Origin of the sequence: uncultured Microbacterium sp. (assembly GCF_963528945.1) — a bacterium.
Taxonomy (GTDB): Bacteria; Actinomycetota; Actinomycetes; order Actinomycetales; family Microbacteriaceae; genus Microbacterium.
Map to the genome: position 1 here is coordinate 290656 of NZ_CAURWX010000002.1, position 24966 is coordinate 315621.

Annotated in this window: 27 protein-coding genes; 9 read left to right on the forward strand and 18 right to left on the reverse strand. The window is 70.1% G+C overall.

Features of this window, described 5'->3' with window-relative positions:
* Positions 1-12: 12 nt before the first annotated feature.
* Complete coding sequence (locus tag RWS82_RS08540) at positions 13-909, reverse strand: carbohydrate ABC transporter permease (protein WP_400190074.1); 897 nt, start codon at positions 907-909, stop codon at positions 13-15.
* Entirely contained in the window at positions 906-1844 is a 939-nt protein-coding gene (locus RWS82_RS08545) for a sugar ABC transporter permease (RefSeq protein WP_314648867.1), read from the reverse strand. Before RWS82_RS08545 ends, RWS82_RS08540 begins: the two co-directional genes overlap by 4 nt.
* A gap of 209 nt (positions 1845-2053) precedes the next feature.
* Here RWS82_RS08545 and RWS82_RS08550 point away from each other — a divergent pair, with 209 nt between their 5' ends.
* Together RWS82_RS08550 and RWS82_RS08555 are read left to right on the forward strand one after the other, a co-directional pair.
* Positions 2054-3166 carry a LacI family DNA-binding transcriptional regulator gene (locus tag RWS82_RS08550; RefSeq protein WP_314648869.1) on the forward strand — a complete coding sequence of 371 codons (1113 nt, stop codon included), beginning with the start codon at positions 2054-2056 and terminating at the stop codon, positions 3164-3166.
* Positions 3163-3924 carry an HAD-IIB family hydrolase gene (locus RWS82_RS08555; RefSeq protein WP_314648871.1) on the forward strand — a complete coding sequence of 254 codons (762 nt, stop codon included), beginning with the start codon at positions 3163-3165 and terminating at the stop codon, positions 3922-3924. The genes RWS82_RS08550 and RWS82_RS08555 overlap by 4 nt, the downstream gene beginning before the upstream one ends.
* A gap of 31 nt (positions 3925-3955) precedes the next feature.
* Here RWS82_RS08555 and RWS82_RS08560 read toward each other — a convergent pair whose 3' ends face one another.
* Complete coding sequence (locus tag RWS82_RS08560; RefSeq protein ID WP_314648873.1) at positions 3956-4576, reverse strand: 2'-5' RNA ligase family protein; 621 nt, start codon at positions 4574-4576, stop codon at positions 3956-3958.
* A 172-nt stretch (positions 4577-4748) separates the two neighbouring features.
* Here RWS82_RS08560 and RWS82_RS08565 point away from each other — a divergent pair, with 172 nt between their 5' ends.
* The 3 genes from RWS82_RS08565 to RWS82_RS08575 all read left to right on the forward strand — a co-directional run bounded on the left by RWS82_RS08565 (position 4749) and on the right by RWS82_RS08575 (position 7733).
* Positions 4749-5189, forward strand: coding sequence for a helix-turn-helix domain-containing protein (locus RWS82_RS08565; RefSeq protein WP_314648875.1), 441 nt, complete (start codon positions 4749-4751; stop codon positions 5187-5189).
* Between the two features lie 2 nt (positions 5190-5191).
* Positions 5192-6172 (forward strand): SRPBCC family protein, encoded by a 981-nt coding sequence (locus RWS82_RS08570; protein WP_314648877.1) that lies wholly within the window; start codon positions 5192-5194, stop codon positions 6170-6172.
* 199 nt (positions 6173-6371) lie between these two features.
* Complete coding sequence (locus RWS82_RS08575; RefSeq protein WP_314648879.1) at positions 6372-7733, forward strand: FAD-dependent oxidoreductase; 1362 nt, start codon at positions 6372-6374, stop codon at positions 7731-7733.
* Here RWS82_RS08575 and RWS82_RS08580 read toward each other — a convergent pair.
* The 4 genes from RWS82_RS08580 to RWS82_RS08595 form a co-directional block, all read right to left on the reverse strand.
* Positions 7721-8455, reverse strand: a complete 735-nt coding sequence (locus tag RWS82_RS08580; RefSeq protein ID WP_314648881.1) for a Pr6Pr family membrane protein — start codon at positions 8453-8455, stop codon at positions 7721-7723. The two genes, RWS82_RS08575 and RWS82_RS08580, sit on opposite strands and share 13 nt — an antisense overlap.
* A gap of 74 nt (positions 8456-8529) precedes the next feature.
* Positions 8530-8916 (reverse strand): DoxX family membrane protein, encoded by a 387-nt coding sequence (locus RWS82_RS08585; RefSeq protein WP_314648882.1) that lies wholly within the window; start codon positions 8914-8916, stop codon positions 8530-8532.
* A 36-nt stretch (positions 8917-8952) separates the two neighbouring features.
* On the reverse strand, positions 8953-9702 hold the full coding sequence (locus RWS82_RS08590; RefSeq protein WP_314648883.1) for a ribonuclease H: 750 nt from the start codon (positions 9700-9702) through the stop codon (positions 8953-8955).
* Positions 9703-9898: 196 nt separating this feature from the next.
* A complete protein-coding gene (locus RWS82_RS08595) occupies positions 9899-10177 on the reverse strand; it encodes a hypothetical protein (protein WP_314648885.1) in 279 nt (92 codons plus the stop codon).
* A gap of 98 nt (positions 10178-10275) precedes the next feature.
* On the opposite strand from RWS82_RS08595, the gene RWS82_RS08600 reads away from it, so the two are divergent.
* Entirely contained in the window at positions 10276-11325 is a 1050-nt protein-coding gene (locus RWS82_RS08600; protein ID WP_314648888.1) for a mechanosensitive ion channel domain-containing protein, read from the forward strand.
* 364 nt (positions 11326-11689) lie between these two features.
* On the opposite strand, the gene RWS82_RS08605 is transcribed toward RWS82_RS08600, so the two are convergent.
* From RWS82_RS08605 to RWS82_RS08615, 3 genes are read right to left on the reverse strand one after another with little or no spacing between them, the layout of a single operon-like run.
* Complete coding sequence (locus RWS82_RS08605) at positions 11690-12001, reverse strand: protealysin inhibitor emfourin (RefSeq protein ID WP_314648891.1); 312 nt, start codon at positions 11999-12001, stop codon at positions 11690-11692.
* Positions 11976-13040, reverse strand: a complete 1065-nt coding sequence (locus RWS82_RS08610) for a M4 family metallopeptidase (RefSeq protein ID WP_314648894.1) — start codon at positions 13038-13040, stop codon at positions 11976-11978. The genes RWS82_RS08605 and RWS82_RS08610 overlap by 26 nt, the downstream gene beginning before the upstream one ends.
* A 9-nt stretch (positions 13041-13049) precedes the next feature.
* Entirely contained in the window at positions 13050-13574 is a 525-nt protein-coding gene (locus RWS82_RS08615) for a hypothetical protein (protein WP_314648896.1), read from the reverse strand.
* A 257-nt stretch (positions 13575-13831) separates the two neighbouring features.
* Between RWS82_RS08615 and RWS82_RS08620 the strand changes: the two genes are divergently transcribed.
* Positions 13832-15361, forward strand: a complete 1530-nt coding sequence (locus RWS82_RS08620) for an SDR family NAD(P)-dependent oxidoreductase (RefSeq protein WP_314648899.1) — start codon at positions 13832-13834, stop codon at positions 15359-15361.
* Between the two features lie 251 nt (positions 15362-15612).
* On the opposite strand, the gene RWS82_RS08625 is transcribed toward RWS82_RS08620, so the two are convergent.
* A complete protein-coding gene (locus RWS82_RS08625; RefSeq protein ID WP_314648902.1) occupies positions 15613-15945 on the reverse strand; it encodes a helix-turn-helix domain-containing protein in 333 nt (110 codons plus the stop codon).
* A 76-nt stretch (positions 15946-16021) separates the two neighbouring features.
* On the opposite strand from RWS82_RS08625, the gene RWS82_RS08630 reads away from it, so the two are divergent.
* Positions 16022-16675, forward strand: a complete 654-nt coding sequence (locus tag RWS82_RS08630) for an NAD(P)H-dependent oxidoreductase (protein ID WP_314648905.1) — start codon at positions 16022-16024, stop codon at positions 16673-16675.
* A gap of 301 nt (positions 16676-16976) precedes the next feature.
* Here the strand turns inward: RWS82_RS08630 and RWS82_RS08635 are convergent, their stop codons facing one another.
* From RWS82_RS08635 to RWS82_RS08665, 7 genes are all read right to left on the reverse strand, one after another.
* Entirely contained in the window at positions 16977-17807 is an 831-nt protein-coding gene (locus RWS82_RS08635) for a hypothetical protein (RefSeq protein WP_314648908.1), read from the reverse strand.
* A complete protein-coding gene (locus RWS82_RS08640; RefSeq protein WP_314648909.1) occupies positions 17801-18325 on the reverse strand; it encodes a hypothetical protein in 525 nt (174 codons plus the stop codon). The genes RWS82_RS08635 and RWS82_RS08640 overlap by 7 nt, the downstream gene beginning before the upstream one ends.
* A gap of 325 nt (positions 18326-18650) precedes the next feature.
* The gene (locus tag RWS82_RS08645; protein WP_314648911.1) at positions 18651-19826 is read right to left on the reverse strand and encodes an FAD-binding oxidoreductase; all 1176 of its coding nucleotides are present in this window, start codon (positions 19824-19826) and stop codon (positions 18651-18653) included.
* Between the two features lie 39 nt (positions 19827-19865).
* Positions 19866-20918: a Gfo/Idh/MocA family oxidoreductase gene (locus RWS82_RS08650; RefSeq protein ID WP_314648914.1), complete on the reverse strand. Its 1053-nt coding sequence runs from the start codon at positions 20916-20918 to the stop codon at positions 19866-19868.
* Positions 20918-21688, reverse strand: a complete 771-nt coding sequence (locus tag RWS82_RS08655; RefSeq protein ID WP_314648916.1) for an amino acid ABC transporter ATP-binding protein — start codon at positions 21686-21688, stop codon at positions 20918-20920. Before RWS82_RS08655 ends, RWS82_RS08650 begins: the two co-directional genes overlap by 1 nt.
* A complete protein-coding gene (locus tag RWS82_RS08660) occupies positions 21685-22473 on the reverse strand; it encodes an amino acid ABC transporter permease (RefSeq protein WP_314648919.1) in 789 nt (262 codons plus the stop codon). Before RWS82_RS08660 ends, RWS82_RS08655 begins: the two co-directional genes overlap by 4 nt.
* Positions 22474-22530: 57 nt before the next feature.
* Entirely contained in the window at positions 22531-23400 is an 870-nt protein-coding gene (locus RWS82_RS08665) for an ABC transporter substrate-binding protein (protein WP_314648922.1), read from the reverse strand.
* 166 nt (positions 23401-23566) lie between these two features.
* On the opposite strand from RWS82_RS08665, the gene RWS82_RS08670 reads away from it, so the two are divergent.
* The gene (locus tag RWS82_RS08670) at positions 23567-24664 is read left to right on the forward strand and encodes a LacI family DNA-binding transcriptional regulator (protein WP_314648925.1); all 1098 of its coding nucleotides are present in this window, start codon (positions 23567-23569) and stop codon (positions 24662-24664) included.
* Positions 24665-24966 lie beyond the last annotated feature (302 nt).

Below are 24966 nucleotides of genomic sequence, written 5' to 3' on the forward strand. Positions count from 1 at the left end.
GGTATCGGGTGCTCAGCCCTTGATGGCGGAGCCGAGGTTGGCGGAGGTGAAGTGCCGCTGGAAGAGGAGGAACAGCACGACCACCGGCACCGCGAGCACGCAGGCGCCCGCGAGCACGGCGCCCATCGGGTTCTCCAGGAACGAGCCGTTGGTCTGCGAGAAGTTCGCCAGGCTCACCGCGAGGGTCTGCTTCGTGGCGTCTTTGGTGACGAGGAACGGCCAGAGGAACTCGTTCCACGGTCCGATGAAGGTCACGAGCATCGCGGTCAGCACGGCCGGGCGCACGAGCGGCACCGCGATGAACAACAGGATGCGCAGCTCGCTCGCGCCGTCGATGCGGGCGGCGTCGAACACGTCGCGCGGGATCTGCAGGAAGTACTGCCGGAAGATCAGCACGGCGACGGAGTTGATCGCGAACGGCAGGATCATGCCGATGAAGTTGTCGGCGAGGCCGAAGTACCGCACGACCATGACGTACAGCGGGATCATGAGCAGCTGGAACGGGATCGCCTGCACGAGCAGCACGAGCGCGAACACGAGGCCGCGACCGCGGAACGACAGCACCGCGAGCGCGTAGCCGACCAGCAGCCCGAACACGAGCGTGCAGGCGACAACGCCCGCCGTGAAGATCAGCGAGTTGAGGAGCGAGCCGAGCAGGTTGACCGACTCGTTGATCTCGACGAAGTTGTTGAAGCTCAGGTTCTCGGGCAGCGGCAGCAGGCCGAAGAGGCTGGTGTCCCGCTTGCGCTGCAGGGCGCCGATCACCATGTAGTAGAACGGCACGAGCGCGGCGAGGGCGCCGACGAAGAGCAGGGCGAAGCGCAGGGTCGGGAGCACCCGGCCGGTGCGGGGCGGGCGGGTCGTGCGGACCGTGCGGGTCGTGCGCGCGTCGGCGTCGGGGGCGGTCATCGGTTCTTGCCTTCCGTGATGCGGCGCGACACGAGCGAGACGATCATCACCGCGATGACGAGGATCATGCCGATCGCGGCGGCGATGTCGGGCTTCCCCTGCTGGATGCCCTGCTGGTACATGAGCAGCGCCGGAGTCATCGAGGCGTTGTTGGGTCCACCGCCGGTGAGCAGGTACGGCTCGGTGAAGATCTGGCCGGTGGTGATGATCGACAGCAGCACCACGAGCGAGGTGACCGGGCGGACGGCGGGGAGGGTGACCGAGCGGAATCGCTGCCAGCGTCCTGCACCGTCGAGCTGAGCGGCCTCGTGCAGCTCCTTGGGTACGTTCTGCAGCGCGGCGAGGTAGAGCAGGATGTAGAACCCGAGGTTCTTCCACGTGACGTAGACGGCGATCAGCGGCATGATCAGGCCCGAGTTCGCGAGCCACGACGGGTCGGGGGCGAGCGAGCCGAGCATCGAGTTGACGACGCCGTTGCCGTTGAAGAGGAAGATCCACACCGCGAGGGTCGCGACGGATGCCGTCACGTAGGGGATGTAGTACGAGATGCGGAAGAAGCCCTTCCAGTGCACCACGGCGTCGAGTCCCGACGAGAGCAGCAGGCCGAGCACGACCGTCAGCGGCACGTTGATGACGAGGAAGATCAGCAGGTTGCCGAAGGCCTGGCGCACGATGGGGTCGGCGAGCACGGCGGCGAAGTTGTCGAAGCCGACGAACGGATGCTCCACCGCCACACCGGGGGCCGTGAAGTAGAAGTCGTGCACCGACATCCAGATGCCGAACCCGAACGGGATGAGGAAGACGACGATGACGAAGAGCGTGTACGGGGCGCTCAGCAGCAGGCCGAGCGGGTTCTCGCCCAGCCAGCGCTGCACGGCGCCGGAGCGTCGTCGGGGTCGCGTGGTGTTCTGCTGCGCTGGTGCCGCACTGCCCATGGCGATTGTTCCTCACTGATACGACCGTCCGCCGGCCCGCGAGGGGTGCGAGACCCGAAGGTGGGCGGCGCTGACTCGTCTTAGTAAACCGGTTTTGGTGAGAGGCTGCAACCTCATCGCTACGCGGGCTCACATCGCCGCCACTTCGGCAGCTCGGCGCGGAAGAGATCGAGCTAAATCGGGCTAAACGGTCGGTTACACTACAGACCATGAACGCCTCGATCCCCGAGAGCGCGGGCGCCGGGCGCCCCGCCTCCTCCCCCCACGGCGTCGCCAGGGAACGCAAGATCACGATCGGCGATGTCGCGGCGCGGGCCGGGGTGTCGAAGAGCGCGGTGTCGTTCGTGTTCAACGGTCGCTCCGGGGTGGGCGAAGAGGCGCGCGAGCGCATCCTCGAGGCGGCGCGCGAGCTGGAATGGCGTCCGGATGCCCGGGCCCGCGCCCTCTCGCGCAGCCGGGCGCAGGCGCTGGGGCTGGTGATCCGGCGCGACCCGGAGCTGCTCAGCACCGACCCGTTCTTCCCGCAGTTCGTCGCGGGTGTCGAGAGCTTCCTCTCGACCGTCGGCTACGCCCTCGTGCTGCAGGTCGTCGACGGCGAGCAGGCCGAGCGCGAGGCGTACTCGCGCTTCGCGCACGAGGCCCGCGTCGACGGCGTCTTCCTCACCGACCTGCGCGTCGAAGACGAGCGGCCCGCCGAGCTCGCGGGCCTCGGTCTGCCGTGCGTGCTGCTCGGCACGGGTGCAGGCGAGGGCACCGAGCCCATCGGACTCGACGACGCCGCGGGCATCCGTCGTGCCGTCCGTCACCTGCACGCTCTCGGGCACGAGCGCATCGCGCACGTCTCGGGGTCCGACCGGTATGTGCACTCGCGGGTGCGTCGCGACGCCTGGGCGGGCGAGCTCGCGCAGCTCGGCCTGCGCCCCGGAGCGGTCGTCGAGGCCGACTTCACGGGGGCCGCCGGCGCGCGCGCCACCCACGAGCTGCTCGACGACCCCGAACCGCCCACCGCGATCATCTTCGCGAACGACATCATGGCGATCGCCGGCATCTCGGCGGCGATCGACCGGGGCATCCGTGTGCCGCACGACCTGTCGGTCATCGGCTTCGACGACATCCCCCTCGCGCCCTACGTCATCCCTCCGCTCACCACCGTGCGGCAGGACGTGTTCCAGTGGGGCAACGCCTGTGCGCGTGCCCTCGTCTCGATCGTCGAGGGGCGCGAGCCCGGTCCGATCGACCTCCCGCCCGTGGAGTTCGTCGTGCGCGGCAGCACCGGCCCGGCGCGCGGGCATGCGGATGCCCTCGCCGAGGCATCCGCATGACGCCGCTGCCCCGCCTCGTGGCGTTCGACCTCGACGACACCCTCGCCCCGTCGAAGAGCGCCATCGATCCGCGCATGGGGGCGCTGCTCGTCGCGCTCGCCGCGCGCGTCGAGGTGGCGATCATCTCGGGCGGACAGCTCGGTCAGTTCACGGCGCAGGTGATCGACCGCCTGCCCGAGCCGAGTGCCGCCGTGCTCGCGCGCTTCCACCTGCTGCCCGCCTGCGGCACGCAGTACTACCGCATCGGGGCCGACGGCATCGAGACCGTGTACGCCCTCTCGCTCACCGCCGCCCAGCGCGCCCAGGCCGCAGCCGCGCTCGAAGACGAGGCCCGCCGACTCGGGTTCTGGGAGTCACAGACCTGGGGCGACATCATCGAGGACCGCGGGTCGCAGGTGACGTTCTCGGCCCTCGGGCAGCACGCCCCGGTCGACGCCAAAGCCGCATGGGACCCGACCGGCGCCAAGCGCAACGCCCTCAGTGCGGCCGTCGCCGCCCGGCTCCCCGACCTCGAGGTGCGCTCCGGCGGCTCCACCTCGATCGACATCACCGACCGCGGCATCGACAAGGCCTACGGCATGCGCAAGCTCGTCGAGCAGACCGGCATCCCCCTCGACGACATGCTCTTCGTCGGCGACCGCCTCGATCCCGCCGGCAACGACTACCCCGTGCTCGCGATGGGCGCCCGCTGCCACGCGGTGACCGGGTGGGAGTCGACGGCGGAGTTCCTCGAGGAGCTGATCCCGCAGCTCGGGTAGGGGCCCCGGGCATCTGCTGCTCCTCGATCGTTCAGGCCTCGGAGGTCGGGGCTTCAGAGCCGGGGCTGCGCTCGCCGAGAGGGAAGACCTCGCTGTGTTCCTCACCGTCGAGGTACGAGACGAGTTCCACCTCGTCGATCGTCTCGGCGATCGGATGCTCGAACTCCCGCATGCGTGCGGAGGCGATCGACGCCCAGTCCGCAGGTGACAGCGTCTTGCCGTAGACGATCGACATGTGGAAGGTCCAGTCGTCGAGGGGCAGCTCGCCGAGTCGACGCATGTCTGTCGCATCGAGCAGCTCGGTCAATGAGGCGTATGCGTCGAGGAGGGAGGGAGTGCGGGCGAGCCGGAGGATGAGGATCTGCCACGGTTCCGGGAACGCATCCACGGCTTCGCCGATGATCTCGACCGGTTGACGCGCGGAAGCCCAGCGGCGGATGAGGGCGCTCAACTCCTTGCGACGCTCCGGCTCGTAGAACGCTCGGAGCGTCACGTGACCGGTGTGCGGGTGCGGAAGCGGCGCTTGAGTCAGCGCCTCGTCCTGCTCCCCGGCGTACGAATTGGCCACTCCCACCCTCGGACGGAGCACCAGGTACTGCTGCCCCTCGAGGGATTCGAGTTGTTCCGGCGTGTTCATGAACGGTCGGCGCATGCGTCGACGCTACCCGCCCCGGCCTGGCCGCGTCCCGCTCGCACGGACTTTCCACGTGTGCACGGAGTTCTCCGGCGATCCTCCGTGCAGGTGTGCATGTTCCGTGCAGGTCGCGCGACGGCCGCGAGACACCTCTTGACACCGCATCCGTCCGGGCCTAACGTACAACCAAATGGTTGCACAACGAGAACTCAGCGAAGCGGAGGTGGACCGTGTCTTCCACGCACTGGCCACGTCGACGCGGCGTGACATCCTGCGCCGCACGATCGAGGGCGAGCAATCGGTGTCGACCCTCGCCGGCGCCTACGACATGTCGTTCGCCGCGGTGCAGAAGCACGTCGCGGTGCTCGAAGCGGCCGAACTCATCGTCAAGCGCGCCGAAGGACGCGAGCGGCTGGTCCGCGCGAACCCCGAGATGATCGCCCGCGCCCGGGCGCTGCTCGCCCGCTACGAAGAACTGTGGCGATCGCGTATCGCCCGCCTCGACGACCTGCTCGCCGAGCCGGCCACGTCCGCGCCGCCGCCCGCACCGACGAACGCGCCACCGGCCACCCCTCCCACGAAGACCACCGACAGCACCACCCCGACCGCACGAACCGAAGAAGGAGAATGATCATGCCCGTCACCGACGTCGTCACCGATGCCGAGAACCTCACCATGACGGTCGTCGCCGATCTGGCGGCCCCCGTCGAGCGGGTCTGGGACGCGTACAGCGACCCGCGCCAGCTCGAGCGTTTCTGGGGCCCTCCCGGATGGCCGGCGACCTTCACCCACTGGGATCACACGGTGGGCGGCAAAGCCAACTACACGATGACCGGTCCGCGCGGCGAGAGCGCGTCGGGCACGTGGGAGTTCGTCGAGATCGACGCCCCGCGCAGCTTCACGGTGCTCGATTCGTTCGCCGACGAGAACGGCACGCCCGACCCCGACCTGCCGTCGATGCGCATGACGTTCACGTTCGAGGCGACAGCCGACGGCACCCGCATGGTCAACACGAGCTACTTCACCTCGGCCGAGGCGCTCGAGCAGGTCGTCGCGATGGGCGCGATCGAGGGCACGAAGCTCGCGATGAGCCAGCTCGACGCGGTGCTGCAGGACCTGCGCGACTACGCCCAGGGCAAGGGCACGCAGGTCGAGCTGCTCGACGACACGCACGTTCGCATCACCCGCCTCATCGAGGGACCGCGCGAGTTGGTCTGGCGCGCGCACCACGACCCCGAGCTCATGAAGAAGTGGATGCTCGGTCCGGACGGCTGGGAGATGACGGAGTGCGTCGTCGCCACCGAGGTCGGTCAGCGCTACCGCACCTCGTGGGCACCGGTCGGCGACACCGAGGGCGAGCCGTTCGGGTTCGAGGGTGAGGCGCTGCTGATGGATGCTCCGCGCCGCTCGGTCGACACCGAGAAGATGCAGGGCACGCCGGGGCCTGAGACGCTCAACGACCTCAACCTCTATGAAGAGGACGGGGCGACGCTCCTCACCCTCTACATCGAGTACCCCGACAAGGAGACGCGCGACATGATCCTCGCGACGGGCATGGCCGACGGCATGGAGGCCTCTTACCGTCGCCTCGAGAGCGAGCTGCTCGCGGTCTGACCCGGGGGCGGCTCTCCGCACCGAGCCCCCGGCGGTCTCAACTCAGGACCGCCGGGGGCTCACCGCTGTCACGGCCGCGGTGCTGCCGTCGGCGGCGGACAGGAGCGCGCCATCGGTCCTGAGTTGTGGCGGGCGACCCGGGGTCTGAGGCGCCACGGACGAGGCGGATCTCCGCCCGCCGGGATAAAGTGGCGACACGATGAGGATCACGCGCCGCACTCTGCTGCTCGGCGCCGGGGCCGGTGTCGTCTCGGTGCTTCTGGCATCGTGCACGCCCGAACCGGAGCCGACGCCTACGCGAACCCCGACCCGCACCCCCGAGCCGGGGCCGTCGAACGGGGTGCCGCGTCCGGCGGGCAGCATCCGCTCCACCTGGACCACCGATCAGTACGCCTTCGGTGCCGTCAGCTTCGTGCCGGTGGGAGTCGGGGCCGACACCCGCAGCGCTCTGGCGCGTCCGGTCGACGACCGTTTGTTCTTCGCGGGAGAGGCCACCGACGAGGACGCTCCGGGCACCATGCGCGGTGCCATCGCCTCGGGTGGGCGCGTGGCCGGGGAGGTCCGGGATGCCGGAGATACCGGTGAGCGCATCGCGGTGATCGGAGCCGGGCTGGCCGGCGCCACGGCCGCCGCGCGGCTCGCCGCCGCCGACTACCAGGTCACCGTGATCGAGGCCCGCGACCGCGTGGGCGGGCGGTTGCACTCGCGCGTCGACGACTCGTGGCCGGTTCCCGTGCAGCTGGGCGCGTGGCTCTTCGGCACCGACGACGCCGACCTCGTCGACACCCTCGAGTCCGAAGACGTGGGCATCGTCGACCTCGCCGGCGTGCGCTGGCGCGGACCCGATGGAGACGTCGAGCCGCTTACCTCCGAGCCTGTGACCGCGGCGATCGCGACCGCCCGAGACGCGGCGGACGACACCTCCGTCAAGGATGCCCTCACCACCGCCGGCATCGACCCCGATGACCCCTCCGCCGCCGCTCTGCTCGCCATCTTTGCGACCGCGGCCGGGGCGGATGCGGGGCAGCTGTCGAGCTGGTTCGCCCCGCCGTTCCCCGCCGACGAGCCGCGTGCTGCCCGCGACAGCCTGCAGCCGTTCATCGAGCACACGCTCGACGGGGTGCAAGTCGGTCTCAATCAGCCGGTGACCCGCCTCGCCTACGACGACACCGGGGTGAGCGTGCGCATGGGCACCGGCGAGGCGCTGTCGTTCGACCGGGTCGTCGTGACCGTGCCGCTCGGGGTGCTGCAGGAGCAGGGCATCGAGTTCGACCCCCCGTTGCCGTTCGCGAACCGTGGAGCGATCTCTTCCCTGGGCATGGGGTCGGTGGAGACCGTGTGGCTGCGGTGGGACGAGCCGTTCTGGGACGCCGAGGAGGCGATCTGGCACACGGTCGGCGGCGACGCGGGCATCCGCACCTGGATCAACCTGCGTCCCGCGACGGGCGAGAACGTGCTCGTGGGCATCGTCGGCGGTGACGCCGCCGCCGAGTTCGCCGAGCTGGACGACGACGAGGCGTTCGCCCAGGCGATCGAGGCGCTCGGTCCCTATCTCGCCTGAGCGGCCGATTCGACGAGCTCGTCGACCGGCGCATCCTCACGGTCGGGGCCATCACCCGGACCGTCGGGGGTGTCGTCGCCCGGGTCGTCACGCAGCCGTCGAGGCAACGGCATCCGACTGATGAGCACGAGCGCGGTCGCGACGACCGCGAAGGTCGCGAGCGCGATGCCCGATGACACCAAGAACTCCGCGGGCCCGCTCACCTGGCGCGGGTCGAGGAAGTAGTAGGGGTACCAACCGATCAGCGGTCCACGCAGCATCGTGAACCCGCCCCACACCAGGGGATAGATCAGGGTCGACGGCACGACCCGCCACGGCACGATGCGATGGCCGGGGGCGAGTGCCCAGGCGGCGGCCGCGCAGGCGGGCAGGTAGAAGTGCAGCACCTGGTCGGACCACGGCACGTCGATGCGGATGCCGCGCAGCCCCGCCTGCCACACGAGGATCGCGAACACGATGCCGGCCGTGATGGTCCAGGTGAGTACGAGGGCGAGGACGATCGTGAGCCAGCGCGGATCGCGGACGCGGCGGAGCGCGAGGATGCCGGCGATGGTGAGAACCACCACGAACGCGACGTTCGACTGGTTGGTCAGGTACGCGAAGAAGTTCTGGCTCGCGATCGTGTGCGAGGCGAGCCCCCACGCCAGACGGTGGATGAGGGCCACGAGGCAGAGGGCAGCGGCGCCGAGACGGAGCAGACCGAAGACCGTACGCGTCTTCACTGCTGCGTCACCGGCCGATCTCCCATCCGCCGAGTCTACTTTTCGCCGGACGGGAGTCCTCCGGGCGCGCGGGGTCAGCGAGCGCGGCGGGTCGACCAGACGGCGAGGGCGACGAGCACCGGCTGGAAGAACAGCCGAACGAAACGCTTCATGTCGGTGTCGAGGCCGAACCCGTTGCGCTGGTGCATCCACTGCGACACGTTGCCCGGGAACACCGCGACGAAGAACAGGCCCGCGATCGTGCCGACGAGGCTGCGCCGGCGACGCGCGAAGAGCAGGGCCGAACCGAGGGCCACCTCGACGACCCCTGACGCCACGACGGTCGTGTCGGGGTCGAGCGGAAGCGACTCGGGAACCTGCGCCTGGAACTCGTCGCGCGCGACGGTGAGGTGCGAGACCCCGGCGAACACGAGGGATGCTCCGAGAAAGATGCGGCCGATGGTGCGGGCGGTCGTCGACATGAGCCGAGTGTACGCCGGGGTGTGTGGAGTGGATGCTCAGATGAGGCGGCGCAGGGCGGCTTCGAGCGAGATGCCCTGCGCGTCGGCGCGGTCGCGGAGGCGGGCGTGCTCATCGCCGGTCAGGGCGATGCGCAGCTCGATCGGCTCGGCGGTCGGGCCGTCGAAGTCGTCGAACAGCGACGAGGTCTCGGCCCAGAGCGGAGCATCCGCCGGCTCGTCGCGCGCCGCGCGAGTGGAGACGGGTGTCGTGGTGGCCGAGCGACCGGCGCTCGCTGCGGCGGCGAGCGGGGCGGATGCGGCCACGGCGGCTCCAGCATCCGTCGCACGGGTGAAACCGGGGCCGCGTCGTGGTTCCTGCTTCTGCTGATAGGCCTTCGCGGCGGAGTTGGCGCGTTCGTCGGCGGCCTCGTTCATGCGGTCGCCGGCATGGCCCTTGACCCAGGAGAACTCGATGTCTCGGCCGCGCATGGCTTCGTCGATGCCTTCGAGCAGGTCGCGATTGAGCACCGGACCGCCGTCGGACTTGCGCCATCCCTTGCGCTTCCACCCGGGCATCCACTTCGTCACCGAGTCGATCACGTAGCGGCTGTCGCAGCGGATGAGGAGCTTCTCGTCGGTGCCGGCGGTCGCGCGCAGCAGTTCGAGCACCGCCTGCAGCTCGCCCTGGTTGTTGGTGCCGTGGGGCGAGCCGCCCGCCGCCCAGTTGTCGTCGTCGATGTACCAGGCCCACCCGTTGGGGCCGGGGTTGCCCAGGGCGGAGCCGTCTGCGGCGGCGATGATCGTCATCCCTCCACCGTAGCCGGGGCCACCCCCACTGCCCGGCGCTCCTCGCTCTGCGCTGCCTCGTCCCGCCCGCTTCGCTGTCTTCTCCCCGTCTTCTCCCCGTGAGGGGTCAAGACACGCCGCATGAGCGGGCGCGCAGGCGGCCCTTTCTGACCCTCAGGCCTCTCGATCCGGAAGGAAGCGGCGCGCTGGCGACGACTCAGTCATCGGCGTCCGGTTCGTCGTCGTCGCCGTGCGATCCGTTCGTGTCATCCGAGTCGTCGGGCTCACGGTTCTCGACCGCGAACGCGGCCGGCGGCGGTGGCGCGACGGGGAAGACGATCGACGTGGTGTCGCCGCCGAGCCCCAGCCCGATCGACAGCGGGTCGACGGCGGGCGGGGCGTCGAGAGCATCCGCGGCTCCGCGCTCGAGCGGCTCGGAGGGCAGGCCGGCCCACTGGTTTTCTTCGTCCTCCCGGCGCTGCTGGAACATTCCCATGCGCTCATTCTCCCTCCACGATCCCTCGCTGCGCGGGCTTTTCCGTCGATCGCATGCCGTCCAGGCCGCGGCCAGGCGCCTTCTCCTACGGTGGGACGATGCCCGCATTCACCTGGGAATCCTGGATCGGAACCGTCGCGGCCATCGGCATCGCGCTGGTGGTGGCGGCGAGCGTGCTCGCGCTGCTCGCGCTCGTGGTCGCCCTGGTCAGTCGCAAGCTGGAATGGTTGCGTGAGGTCTCTCGCCGCGCGCGCAACGCGCTCTTCACGACCGCGGCGATCGTGGCGCTGTGGGTCGCGTGCGCCGTCACGCAGCCGGCATCGATCGACGAATGGCCGGCGATCTCGCGCATCTTCCTGATCGCCACGATCCTCTCCGGTTCGTGGCTGCTCGGCGCCCTGGTGTCGTTCGGTTTCGAGCAGCTCATGTCGCGCGAAGAGGCGCAGCTCATCGGCCCGCACGCGCGACGCCGTCGCACGCAGCTGCTCGTCATCCACCGGCTCGTGCTGGTGACGATCGCGATCCTCGCTCTGGGCACGGTGCTCTTCACGTTCCCCGAGATGCGCGCGATCGGCACGAGCCTGCTCGCGTCCGCCGGAATCGTCAGCATCATCGCCGGTCTTGCCGCGCAGTCGATCCTCGGCAACCTCATCGCCGGGGTGCAGGTCGCCTTCACCGATGCGATCCGCGTGGGCGATGTGGTCGTGGTCGAGGGGGAATGGGGCCGCATCGGAGAGATCAACCTCTCGTACGTCGTGGTCTACATCTGGGACGAGCGCCGGCTGGTCGTGCCGTGCAACTACTTCACGACGAACCCGATCGAGACGTGGACGCGACGGTCCGATGCGATTCTCGGTGTCGTCCTCATGGACCTCGACTGGCGGGTGCCGATGGACGAGGTGCGCGCGGAGTTCATGCGCATCGTCCAGGCGTCGCCCTTCTGGGACGGCCGTTCGTCGAGCGCGCTCGTGACCGATTCGCAGGGCGGCTTCGTGACGGTGCGGTTCGTGATGTCGGCGAAGGACTCGTCCGACCAGTGGGACATTCGCTGCGAGGTGCGGGAGAAGATGATGACCTGGCTGCAGCAGAACCACTCCGAGGCGCTGCCCCGCACTCGCGTCGCACTCGAGCCCTCGCCTTCCGCCTGACCCTCGCGCGGCGCGCTCGTGCGAGCCGCGCGTGAGGGGTCCCGCGTCAGGGCTCCGCGTGAGAGGTCAAGACACGCTGTGTCGGATGCCCGGATGGCGGCCACTCGTGACTCCTCGCGAGCTGGGGGAGCGCGCAGGTCCCGCACCAAAGGGGTGAGTGAGGGATCCGTGGGAGGGTCCCGAGTGAAAGCCCCGCGTGAGGGGTCAAGACACGCCGTGTCGGATGCCCGAATGACGGCCGTTCGTGACCCCTCACGATGCGGCGACGGGCGACCGTCGCTCAGGTGGGTCCGGGCCCCGGGCCTGCGAGCCCCGGGCCTGCGAGCCCCGGGCCCCGGGGCGGGAATGAGGCGCTACGACCGCGCTAGGACCGCGCGGCGGCGCGGACGGCTTCGACGAGTTCGAGCCACGGGCCGTCGAGGGCGCCGTCGGGGATCTCGCGCTCGCGCTGCTCGGAGGGGGTGCGTGCGCGGATCGTCCAGACGAAGCGGTCGGCGCCGCGGTCGGTGTCGAGGTCCGCATCCCACGGGCAGCGCTCGATCCGGGCGATCCACGCGGCGGCTTCGTCGTTCTCCGCCGCGGTCTCGATGAGCCAGCGTCGACGGAGTCCCGCGATGCCGCCCGACCGGATCACCGCGACGACGACGCGGTCATTCGGCCGAGGGGACTCGCTCATCTCCATAGACTCCCACGGTCGTCCAGGCGCGTCGAGCCGCCGTCGCCGTGGCCTCGTCGATCGTCTGGGCGGCGGCGACCGTCGCGTCGGCGAACTGCGTGAAGGTCGCGGTGCTCGAGAGGCCGCCGGTCAGCGCCCGGTACCAGACCGTGCCCGCCGTCTCCCAGGCATTCCCGCCGAGATCGATCGCGAAGAGGGCGAACGCCCGGTTCGGGATGCCCGAGTTGATGTGCACCCCGCCGTTGTCTTCCGTCGTCCGCACGAATCCGCTCATGTGGTCGGGCTGAGGATCGCGCCCGAGCTCGTCGTCGTCGTACGCCGTGCCGGGGTGGATCATCGACCGCAGCGCCACGCCTTCGACGGCATCCGTGAAGATCTCGGCGCCGATCAGCCACGACGCGTCGCCGGCGGTCTGGCCGAGAGCGTACTGCTCCGTCAGCGCACCGAAGACGTCGGCGATCGACTCGTTCAACGCTCCGGGCTGCCCCTGGTACTCGAGATCGGCGGTGTGCTGCACGACGCCGTGCGCGAGCTCGTGCCCGATGACCGTGAGCGACCCGGTGAAGCCGCGGAACACCTCGCCGTCGCCGTCGCCGAACACCATGCGCTCACCGTCCCAGAAGGCGTTGTCGTAGTCGACGCCGTAGTGCACCGTCGCATCGAGTGGTGCCCCGGCGTCGTCGAGCGAATTGCGCCGGAACGCCGACAGGAGCATCTCGAACGTGGCCCCGAGCCCGTCGAACGCCTCGTTCGCCGCGGCATCGTCGACGGGGTCGTCGTCTTCGGTGCGCACCACGGCGCCGGGCAGCTGCTGCGTGTTACCCGCATCGCTGATCGTGCGGTTCGGAGCATCGGAGAGCTGCGCGACCAGGTCGCCGTTCTCGTCGATCGAGAGATCGATGCGCGCGCGGAACGGCGGACGTCCGGCGGTCAGAGTCTGGCGTGCCGCGGCGGCGGCGCGGGGGAAGCGCCCCGACTCCGCGAGACGCGCGAGCAGATAGGACGGGACCACTCCGTGACGTTCGATCGGTGCGCTCATGCAGCGACCCTACGCCCGGTCACCGACATCGGTGTCGCCGCTCCCGGCATCCGCTGGATCGTCGTCGCGGCGGATGCTCCGCACGGTCGTCCGCAGGATCCCGCCGTCGAGCGGCACCTCGTATCGCACCGGCATCCCGGGGTGCTCGAGCGAGAACCAGTACGTCTCGACCGGAGCATCCGGGGCATCCGCGATCTCGTACCGCCGACAGGGCACACGGCCGAACGGCAGCGCGAGCTCTTCGTCGGTCACCGTCGTGTGCGCACGAGGGAAGGACGCGTGCTCCTGCAGCTCCCGCCAGGTCAGCCGGCTGATCACCGCATCATCGGGGGCATCGGTGAACCACGCCCGCAACGTGGCGCCCTCGGCATCCGTCTGCTCGAAACGGTTGACGCGCTCGTGCCGCGACCCGTCGGGCGACTCGACGAACAGCACGATCGTGAGTCCGTCGCCGGCTGCCCGACGGATCTCCGCGGCCGTGAACGGAGTGGGCAGCAGGCCGTCACCCAGCACGTGCGGATCATCGGTGACCATGCCCCATTGTCCCTCCGCGAGGGTCGCGGGTCGAGGGTGCACAACTCAGGACGGATCCCCCGCCGGCCGCCTTGTTCGTGCCGCCGGTGCCGGCCCGGGGCGGGTGCGTCCTGACTTGTTGTCGCCGCCCTGTCGAGCCGCCCGGACGCCCCAGCCCGCGGCCGAGCCCGCCGGCCCCGCACCCGCCCGCGCAGCGCCGCCCACTCGAGCCCCCGCCCCGCGCGGCGTTCCCAGCGTGCTCGCGTAGAATCGGCCCAATGACCGACGCCCCTTCCGACGAGCTCAGCGACCGAGCCGACTTCGGCGCCGGTATCGACCCGGACGACCTCGCCACCACCCTCCGCGTGCTGTCCCAGCTGCACACGATCGACAACGAGCACCCCGACTTCGTGGCCGTGCGCCACGCGACCGCCGCGATGTTCAAAGCGGTGAAGCGGGTGCGTCGCAAGGAGATCCGCGACGCGATCGCCGAGGCCGACAAGGCCGTCGTGGCGCGCACCGCGACCGGCGCGCCCGACCGCATCGACGACGAGACGCGCGGCCACGACCTCGCGTCGAGCGTCGTCGACGCCCCCATCGCGGGCGAGCTGCTCAAGCCGCGCAACTGCTACATCTGCAAGCAGCCGTACACCCTGGTCGACGCGTTCTACCACCAGCTCTGCCCCGACTGCGCTCGCTTCAGCCACGGCAAGCGCAACGCCCGCACCGACCTCACGGGCAAGCGGGCGCTGCTCACCGGCGGGCGCGCGAAGATCGGCATGCACATCGCCCTGCGGCTGTTGCGTGACGGGGCGCACACCACCATCACCACGCGATTCCCGCGCGACGCGGTGCGGCGCTTCAGTGCGCTCCCCGACTCGGGCGACTGGCTGCACCGGCTGCGGGTCGTCGGCATCGATCTGCGCGACCCCGCGCAGGTGATCGGTCTCGCCGACTCGGTCGCCGCGCAGGGACCCCTCGACATCCTCATCAACAACGCCGCCCAGACCGTGCGGCGCTCGCCGGGTGCGTACTCCCTGCTCGCGGATGCCGAACTGCAGCCGCTCCCCGATGGACCGCTGCCCGAGATGGAGACGTTCGGTCACACCGCCGACCCGCACCCGCAGGCGTTGCAGGCCTCCGTCGACGCGCATCCGCTGCTGTCTGTCGCGGCCCTCGGTGGGACCGTCGCCGAGCAGGGCGGTCAGGCGCTCACCGCCGAAGACCTCGCACGGCTCGCAATGGCTCCCGGATCGTCGTCGCTCGAGAAGCATGCCGACGGCACCGCGATCGATGCGGGCGGGCTCGTGCCCGACGTCAACCGCGTGAACAGTTGGGTGCAGTCGATCGATCAGGTCGACCCGCTCGAGATGCTCGAGGTGCAGCTGGCCAACACGACCGCGCCGTTCCTGCTGATCAGCCGGCTGCGCGCGTCGATGGCGGCGTCGTCGGCCCACCGCAAGTACGTCGTGAACGTGTCGGCGATGGAGGGGCAGTTCTCGCGCCGGTACAAGGGGCCGGGGCATCCGCACACCAACATGGCGAAGGCCGCGCTCAACATGCTCACGCGCACCAGTGCGGGCGAGATGCTCGAGACCGACGGCATCCTCATGACGGCCGTCGACACCGGCTGGATCACCGACGAGCGTCCGCACTACACGAAGGTGCGTCTCGCGGAGGAGGGGTTCCACGCCCCGCTCGACCTCGTCGACGGTGCCGCCCGCGTGTACGACCCGATCGTGCGCGGTGAGGCCGGTGAGGACATCCACGGTGTGTTCCTGAAGGACTACGAGCCCAGCCCCTGGTGAGGTAGCCGTCGCCCCGCCGCCCGTCGCCTCATCACTGCCCCGTTCCGGTCGCATTTTCTGTCGCCTGGCGTGGCCCGAGGCGACAGAAATTGCGACGGGAGTGGCGGTGTGCGGGCCGCGCCGCCTGCACGGCGAATACACGGATGCACGGGAAAGTGTGGGGTTGAGCCGTGCATCTGTGCGGAGTCCGTGCAACCGGCCAGGAGTCGGGGCGGGCCGATGCCGCGGATCGGTGCGCGGTGCAGGAAGGGTCAGCGGCGCGCGAGGGTGGCGGATGCCCAGACGCCGAGCTGATCGAGGATCGGGAGCAGTCCTTCGCCGCCGGGGGTGAGCGCGTACGACACCGTGACCGGCGGTCCAGGGTCGACGGTGCGTGCCACCAGGCCGGCGTCGGCGAGTTCGGCGAGGCGGTCGGAGAGCACGGTGTCGCTGATGCCCACCACTGCGCGGCGCAGGGCGACGAAGGTCGACGGGCCACCGCCGAGCGACGACACGATCATGCCGTTCCACCTCTTGCCGAGCACGCTGAACGCCAGTGTGACGGCCGCGTCACACCGGGTGATGTCGTGCTCGGCCTCGGGCATGCCTCCATTCTACGCGTGCTACGTTAACCCTTGTCGCTAAGAAAAACCGAGCGACTCCGAAATGAGAGGTAGGTCCATGTCCCTGTTCCGTCTGGATGCGAGCATCCTTCCCGGGTCGTCCGCCAGCCGTGCGCTCGCCGATCTCGTCGAGTCCGAGTGGACGTCGTCGCACCCCGACTCCGTCGTCACCCGTCGCGACCTCGCCGCCGACCCGGTGCCGGCCACGGCGTGGGCCGATGCGGTCACCGGCGGCTTCGTCGATGAGGCGCAGCGCACTCCCGCGCAGGTCGACGCGCGTGCGCTCGCGACCCGCTTCGCCGACGAGCTGATCGGTGCCGATGCGCTGCTGTTCGCGGTGCCGCTGTACAACTACGGCGTCTCGCAGCACTTCAAGACCTGGTTCGACCTGGCCTACACCGACCCGCGCATCGACCCGTCCGGAACCGCGCTGCGGGGCAAACCGGCCACGCTGGTGACGGTGCTCGGCGGCAACTACGCGCCGGGGACCCCGAAGGAAGGGTGGGACCACTCGACCGGTTGGCTCCGCCGCGTGCTCGAGGATGTCTGGGGCCTCGACCTGCGCGTCGTGGAGCGTCCGTTCACCCTCGTCGGCGTGAACCCGGCGCTCGACGCCTTCGCCGACGTCGCGCGCGAACTCAAGGAGTCCGCCGAATCGGATGCCCGCACCTACGGTCAGGAGATCGCGGCGCTGCGCGGCTCCGCAGCCTGATCGCCTGCTGCAGCGGCTGCTGCTCCGGTCGCATTCTCTGTCGCCCAGGCAGGCCAGCGTCCCGCCACCCGGCTGAGGCCCCTCCGCTCCGGTCGCACTTTCTGTCGCCAAGCCTGAAGTGGGGCGACAGAAAGTGCGACGGGAACGGATGCGGTTGGCAACGGCTGGTTGGGCCGCCTCTCACTCACCCGACAAGCTGCTCCGGTCGCATTTTCTGTCGCCCAGCACGGTGACGGGCGACAGAAAGTGCGACGGGAGGGGTGCGTGCAGGGGGTGCCGGGGAGGAGCGGGGGCTGACCGGTCAGCAGCCGGGGGCACCGGGGTCTTCGATGCAGGTGTGGTGCACGAGGGCGGTGTGCGCTTCGTAGATGCGGACAGGTTGCGTGGGGCTTGTGACGGGGAGGGATCCGTCGAGGGGAATCCAGCCGGTGCCGAGGTCGATGTCGGCGGAATAGTGGACCGTGACGGTGGTGTCGTAGGTGCCGCGCTCGTCGTACACGTGGCTGGTGGCGGTCGGGGTGAAGGGGGCCTGGCCGAGGGCTGTCCAGGATGCTCCGCCGGTCGGGCGAGTGGTCGTCGTGCCGTCGCCGTAGGCGAAGGTGTAGCTGGCGGGCGTGAAGCGGACGGTCACCGGGGTGCCGAGCACGCTGCCCTCGCGAGTGTGGGCGGATGCGGTGGCGACGAAGTTCGCCGGTCGCCCCGCGACACCGAGGTTCGAGGGTTCGGCGACGGCGCTCGGGGGCGCGGGCGCGAAGCTCGCGACGTCGGAGATGGTGATCGCGGGGGTCCCGGGTGATGAAGGAGCGGACGGGCTGGGCGGTTCGGCCTCTGCGACCCGTGAGCATCGCAGGTCGGAGACGCCGCGGCAGTCGTCGACCGTGTAGTTCCGGTCCGGGCGGGAGTAGTGCGGACCATCCGGGACGGAAGAAGTGGGGCGGCGAGGGTTCGTTGAGCTGCCGGGCGAGGCGGGATTACCGCGGCCGCCGGTGATAATGACGGACGACCCGTCATTCGAACCGCACAATCCGGACTTGATGTCGGCGGCATTGCAGGCATTCGACGGTGCGCGGAAGCCGAGCGGGGAGAGCGAGAGCGCAAGGACAGCCACTAGCGCGGCCGCCCGCGTCAGCATGCGCTTTCCTCAGTCGTTTGCGAGCGCGAGATAGCGAAGGCCTCGACATCCCAAGAAAAACTGACGTTCAGGGCGACACGAGCGGCACGATCCGGGGGAGTGACGTCGGCCCCCGCGTCATCGATCACCCTGGTTGCCGAAGCATCCAAGCAAACGAGTGCATTGACGGTGGGGGTGAGCGACCTGAGCTTCGCGCGCGTCCCTTTGAACGAGGCGACAAGTGTTTCTCCGGTGAAGGAGAGCCCCCTCTCGTCCAGATAGCGAGCGGTCTCGAGTTCATCCTCTAATGCGGACCCGACGAGATATGCGGATGTGTCCTTCCCCTGATCGCCCGCCCGGATGTACTCCCGGTACACCTCCTCAGCCGCCACGAATGCCTCCTCGTCCGTCGCGAAGAGCGGTGTGGGGGTGGGTTCGGGCTCGGGTGGGGCGGTGCATCCGCTGGTCGAGGCGAGCATGACGGAGGCCGCGAGGGCGAGCGGTACGAGGAGGGCGGAGCGGGGGGAGGGCAGGATCACGGGCACACGGTAGCTCGGATCCGAGCGCATCCGCCGGAGTTGTCCACAGGCCGATCGGTCCGGGGAACCAGGTGAGCGAGGCGGGTCACGGCTGAGTCGTGGGGAACGCGTCAGGTGCACGGACACCGCACGGATGCACGGAGCATCCGGCGATTCCGCCGTGCAAACGTCGCAATTCCGTGCATCCGGCCCGACCCCCGCGCCGCCCCCGCCACCCCCGCCCCCAACTGCAGGCGCAGAACACACGTGCAGGCGGGATCGACTCGATCCCGCCTGCACGCACCGCTCGCGCCTGCATTCCGCACGGCGCGCCCCGCGAAACCACCTACACGGGCGCCACCGGCGACCACGCGTCGGTGCCGACGGAGCCCGGCAGCTCCTGCTCGGCGAACCGCTCGATGCGGAACGACTGCAGCACCGGCGACGGCTGCCCCGACAGAACCTCGTCGGCGGCGAGCTCTCCGAGGATCAGCCCGAGCGTCGCCCCGGAGTGCGTGAACAGGGCGTAGAGCCCCTCGATGCCGGGCACGGGGCCGGCGACCGGTTCGCCGTCGCCCGGAATCGGCTTCCACCCGGCGCCGACGCGCGACGCGGTGAGCGCGGGTGCACCGGCTAGCACCTTCGACGCCTCGTCGAGCAGTCCCTGAACTGAGGCATCCGGCACCGTGATCGAGCCGTCGTCGCCGACGACGATCGACTCCTCGGCCCAGCCGGCGTCGAGCACGAGGCGTCCGTCGGGGGTGGGCCGCACGGCCACGCGGGGCGTGTTCAGCACCGTGCGCACCGGAACGTCGACGGGGTCGGTGAACAGCACGAAGGCGGCGGGCGAGGCATCCGGGATCGTGACGCCGAGGTCGGCGAGCTGCGCCGGCACGCCGGGTCCGGTCGCGAGCACCACGCGGTCGGCGGCCACCCGCGACCCGTCGCCCAGCACGACGCCGACCACGGCGCCATCGGCGACGTCGACCCGGGCGTTACCGGCGTTCTCGATCACGTCGGCCCCGGCCGTGCGCGCCTGAGCGGCGAGCACACCGATGAGGTGCGGCATGTTCACCCAGCCCTCGCCGGGGTTGAAGATGGCCCCCTCGTCGGCGACCGCGTCGAGGTTCACGTCGGGCGCGACGCGGCCGACATCGGCCTTCTCGACCCAGAGCGAGTCGTAGCCGACCGACCGCTCGAACTCGAACGTCGGACGGAAGCTCTCGTCCGGACCCGCCCACTTCAGCGCCCCGTCGAAGCGCAGGTACTCGGCGCTCTCGGGGTGCCGTGCGCCCCAGCTGCGATACCGGTCGAGGGCCAGCAGGCGCAGGTAGTGGTAGGCCGACGAGCGGTCGCCCGACGAGTTCAGCCACGCGATCGATCGCCCGGAGGCGCCGTCGGCGAGCGGCCCGGCGGTGACCAGGGTCACGTCGGCGCCCGCACGGGCGAGGTGGGCGGCGGTGGATACGCCGAGGATGCCGCCGCCGATGACGACGACCTTCTCGGATGCTGCTGCAGACATGCGTTTTTCCTTACTCGTTGCGCGCGGTACTCGGCGCGCTCAGTCGGTGGTCTCGGTGGCGGATGCCGCGCCTGCGGCGAGGGCGTGGGCCTGCGCGATGAGGCGCAGCCCGGCGACGGCATCCGCGGGGTCGACCGGGGCGGGGGCGCCGTTCTCGATCGCGTCGGCGACGCCCGCGTAGAACAGGCCATAATCGCCCTTCTCGGTCGGCACGGGCTCGACGTCGTCGCCCAGCCCGACCGTGCCCCACTGCTCGGGCGGCGTCTCACCGAAACCCGGGTCGCCGGGACGGGCGCCCGCGACGAGCGCAGGTTCCTGGCCGTCGAGACCCCAGGTCGTGTACGCCGCTTCGGTTCCGAGCACCCGGAACCGCGGCCCGGGAGTGGCGGTGACCGCGCTCATCCACAGGTGCGACCGCACGCCCGACTCGTGCTCGAGCGCGACGAACACATCATCGTCCGCGGCGACACCGGGCCGCACGCGGTCGATCTCCGCGTGCACGACGCGGGCGGGGCCGAACAGCTGCACCGCCTGGTCGATGAGGTGGGGGCCGAGGTCGAACAGGATGCCGCCGGCATCCGCCACCGTCGCGCGCGCCTTCCAGTCCTTGCTGATCGTGGGCTTCCACCAGGTGAAGCGCGATTCGAACCGCCGCACCCGTCCCAGGCGTCCGTCGTCGATCAGGTGCCGCACCGTGCGGAAGTCGCCGTCCCATCGACGGTTCTGGAACACCGTCAGCATCCGCCCCTCCTCGCGCGCGAGGGCGATCAGCGCCTCGCCGTCCGCGGCATCCGCGACGAACGGCTTGTCGACGACGACATGGCATCCGGCGCGCAGGGCGGCCTCGACATGCGAGCGGTGGGAGCCGCTCGGCGATGCGACGACCACCAGATCGACGGCATCCGCCTGCGCCCAGAGGGCGTCGACGTCGGGGAGGACGCGGGCCTGCGGATGCTCCTGCCCCGCCTGCCGCATCCGATCCGGGTCGGACGTGACGATGGCTTCGACGCGGAATGCGGGGTCGGCCGCGAGGAACGGCGCGTGGAACAGGCGTCCCGCGGTGCCGAAGCCGATGATCGCGGTACGGACCATCACAGCACCTCCGACAGGAACAGCTTCAACCGGTCGCTCTTCGGGGCATCGAAGATCTCGTCGGGAGTGCCGGCCTCGAGGATGCGGCCCTCGTCCATGAACACGACCTGATCGGCGACCTTGCGGGCGAAGCCCATCTCGTGCGTGACGACGAGCATGGTCATGCCGCGCTGCGCGAGCTCGGCCATGAGGTTGAGCACACCCTTCACGAGCTCCGGGTCGAGCGCACTGGTGGCCTCGTCGAACAGCATCACCTCGGGCTCCATCGCGAGGGCGCGGGCGATCGCGACGCGCTGCTGCTGCCCCCCGGACAGGTCACGGGGCCGGTGGTCAGCGCGTTCCGCGAGGCCCACCTCGGTCAGACGGGCCAGGGCGATGCGCTGCGCCTCGCCCCGCGACATCCGCTTCACGTTGCGCAGCGCGAGCGCCACGTTGTCGAGCGCTGTGTGGTCGGGGAAGAGGTTGAAGTGCTGGAAGACGAGTCCCACGCGGCGGCGCAGCACATCGGGCTTCAGGCGCAGGGCGTCGTCGTCGGCCAGGGTCACCCGGCCGGCCTTCGGCTCGTGCAGCCGGTTGACGCCGCGCAGCAGCGTCGACTTGCCCGAACCCGAGGGGCCGATGATGCAGGTGGTGGTGCCGGGCTCGACGGTGAGCGACACGTCGCGGATGACGTCGACGTCGCCGTATGCCATCACGAGGTTGTCGATCCGCAGCTCGGATCCCTCGTAGAAGCGGCCGTCGGTGACGGGGAGCGGGGAGGTGTAGGTCATGTGTTCTCTCCATGGACGAGGGCCGGGCTGAGGGACTGCTCGCGCACCTCTTCGAGTCCGCTCTTCGGCGGGGTGGCCTTGCGGCGGCCGGTGCGGAAGCGGTTGTCGAAGTAGTTCACGAGGTGCGTGAGCGGCACGGTGATGACGAGGTAGAAGACTCCGGCGAGCACCAGCGGCGACAGGTTGCCGGTGAGCACCGCGGCATCCTGACCGACGCGGAACAGCTCGCGCTCGCTCACCAGCAGCCCCAGGAAGTACACCAGGCTGGAGTCCTTCACGATGGCGATGAACTGGTTGACGAGGGCGGGCAGCACCCGGCGGATGCCCTGGGGCACCACGACGAGCCGCATCGCGCTGCCGTAGGTCATGCCGAGGGCACGGCAGGCCTCGAGCTGTCCGCGTTCGACGCTCTGGATGCCGGCGCGGAAGATCTCGCCGATGTAGGCGCCGGCGATGAGGCTGAGCGCGAGGATGCCGAGCGGGTACGGCGAGGGTCCGAACAGCTGCTGGCTGATGCGGGCGAAGCCCTGCCCGATGAGCAGGATCGTGAGGATCGCGGGCAGGCCGCGGAAGACGTCGGTGTAGATGCGTGCGGGCACGCGCAGCCAGGCGGTGCGGGAGACCCCCATGATCGCGAGGACCATGCCGATGACGATGCCGAGCACGGTCGAGGCGACCGAGATGATGAGCGTGTTGACGAGCCCCGTGCCGAGCAGCTGCGGAAGCACCTGCAGCATCGCGTCGAAGTCGAGGAACGTGCGGATGATGTTGTCGAACCAGTCCATGGGATCTCCTTCGGGTGGGCGGGTGCGGAGGAGGATGCTCCGCACCCGCCGCGGCGATTACTCGCTGTCGCCGTCGCCCTGCTCGTCGCTGGGCAGGTACTGGTCGGGCATCGGGGAGCCCGGGAACCACTTCTCGTAGAGCTCCTTCCAGGTGCCGTCCTCCATCGCCTCGTGCAGGGCGTCGTTCAGGGCCTTCTTGAACTCGTCCTTGCCCTTGGCGATCGCGAAGCCGGCGGGGGCGTCGAACGAGGGGATGTCGATCGCGTTCTCGAGCCCGTACTGGTCGGCGTACTCCTTGGCCGCCTCGTAGTCGAGGAAGTGCGCGTCGATCGATCCGCTGACCACGGCCGAGATGGCCGAGTTGTTGTCGGGGAAGCGCACGAGCTCGGTGTCGGTGAAGTTCTTCACGGCGTACGCCTCCTGCAGGGTGCCCTGCACGACGCCGAGGCGCTTGCCGGCGAGGCTGTCCTCGTCGGTGATGTCGCTGTCGGGCGACGCCATGACGGTGAGGTACCCGGCGAGGTAGCCGTCGGAGAAGTCGACCGTCTTCTCGCGCTCCTCGGTGATGCCGATGGCGGCGACGCCCACGTCGAACTGTCCGTTCGAGACGGCGGCGAGCAGGCCGGAGAAGTCCTGGCCGGTGAAGACGACGTCGTCGATGCCGATGCGTCCGGCCACGTCGGTGAAGAGCTCGACGTCGAAGCCGGTGAACGTGCCGCTCTCGTCGGTGAACGTGTAGGGCTTCGAGTCGCCGAGGCTGGCGACGCGGATCTGGCCGGGGGTGATGAGGCCGTAGGGGTTGTCGTCGGCGTCGCTGCCGGACGATGCGGTGCCGCCCTGGGCGCAGGCGGTGAGGGCGAGGACTCCGGCGATCGCGGCGGCGATCGCGGTGCGGCCCGCGGTGCGGCGGAAGGACTTTCTAGCCACGATGTGGCTCCTCTCGTAGGGACTGCTGTGTCGGTCGGCGTGGAGCCGGTGCCGGATCTCGGGTAGATTGAGACCGGTCTCAATTGGGTGTTTCCAGGAGAGTACACGCGCGGTGCGGGGGCGTCAATATGCTGAGAAGCCGCAAGGGAGAGGGAGAGTGCGACGGGTGAGTGCGCAGAACGAGGGACGCCGCGGGGCGACGGTCGCCGATGTCGCGACATTGGCGGGAGTGGCGAAGGCCACCGCGGCACGGGCCCTCGGCGACTACGGCGCCGTCAGCGCGAAGGTGCGCGAGAAGGTGCGCGCGGCGGCTGCCGAGCTCGGCTACCGGCCGAACGAGGTCGCCCGCAGCATGAGCACCGGACGCTCGAACTCGATCGGCATCATCGTCGGCGACATCGAGAACCCCGCCTTCGCGCAGGCCACCCGCGGAGCATCCGACGTCGCCGAAGCCGCCGGATACGACCTCATCCTGTCGAACTCGAGTGAGCAGCCCGACGCCGAGGAGAGCGCGATCGAGGTGCAGCTGTCGAAGCGCGTCGACGGGCTGCTCATCGCACCGGCATCCTCGCTGCGCGCCGCGAGCTACGCGTCGATCGCCGATGCGGCCCGGCCCGTGGTGTTCTTCGACCGCGTGGTCTACGGCTTCGACGCCGAGGCCGTCATCGCCGACAACCGCGACGGCGCTCAGCGGCTCGCGCAGGTGCTGCTGGATGCCGGACACCGCCGCATCGCCTACGTCTCGACGCTCGAAGACCCCGCGCCCATCGAACCCCGGGCGGTCTGGGACGACGACGGCACCCTGCGCTTCTCGCCGGGCCTCGCGTCGTCGGTGATCGACGATCGTGTGAGCGGCATCGGCACGGCCCTGCGGCGGGCGGGCATCGACGACCCGCTGGCGTTCGTGCGCCTCGGAGCGAACGTCGAGGGGATCGGACGCATGGTCACCGAGCTCATCACCGGCGACGCCGCCGTGACCGCGATCATCGCGTCGGACAGCGTCATCGCGATCCAGGCGTTCCGCGCGATCCGCGACCTCGGCCTGCGCATCCCCGATGACATCTCGCTGGTCGGATTCGACAACGCCCCGTGGACGTCGGTGACCGAGCCCGGAATCACCGTCGTGTCGCAGCCGGAACGCGAACTCGGCGCCATGGCCGCCCGACTGCTCATCGCCCGGATCGAGGGCGAATCGGGCCCGGCGACCGTGCACACCCTGCCACAGGAGCTCGTCGAGCGCGGGTCGGTGGGGCCGCCGCGGTAGGGGGTGGTCGGCGCGCCCGGGCGTGCCGCCCTGGGTGCCCGGGTGCCCGGGGTGCGGGGTGCTGCGTGACAAGGCGCGGGGCGTCAGTTGCACGGAGCGGCCACGGATGCACGGAGGATCGGGCGGTTCGGTCGTGCAACTGTGCCCATTCCGTGCAAGTGCGGGCGAGGCACACGCGGCAAGGGCGGGGTCGAGGCAGGGCGCTGAGGTGCGGGGTGCCGGGCGTCAGTTGCACGGAGCCGGCACGGATGCACGGAGGATCGGGCGGTTCGGTCGTGCAAGTGTGCCCATTCCGTGCAGGC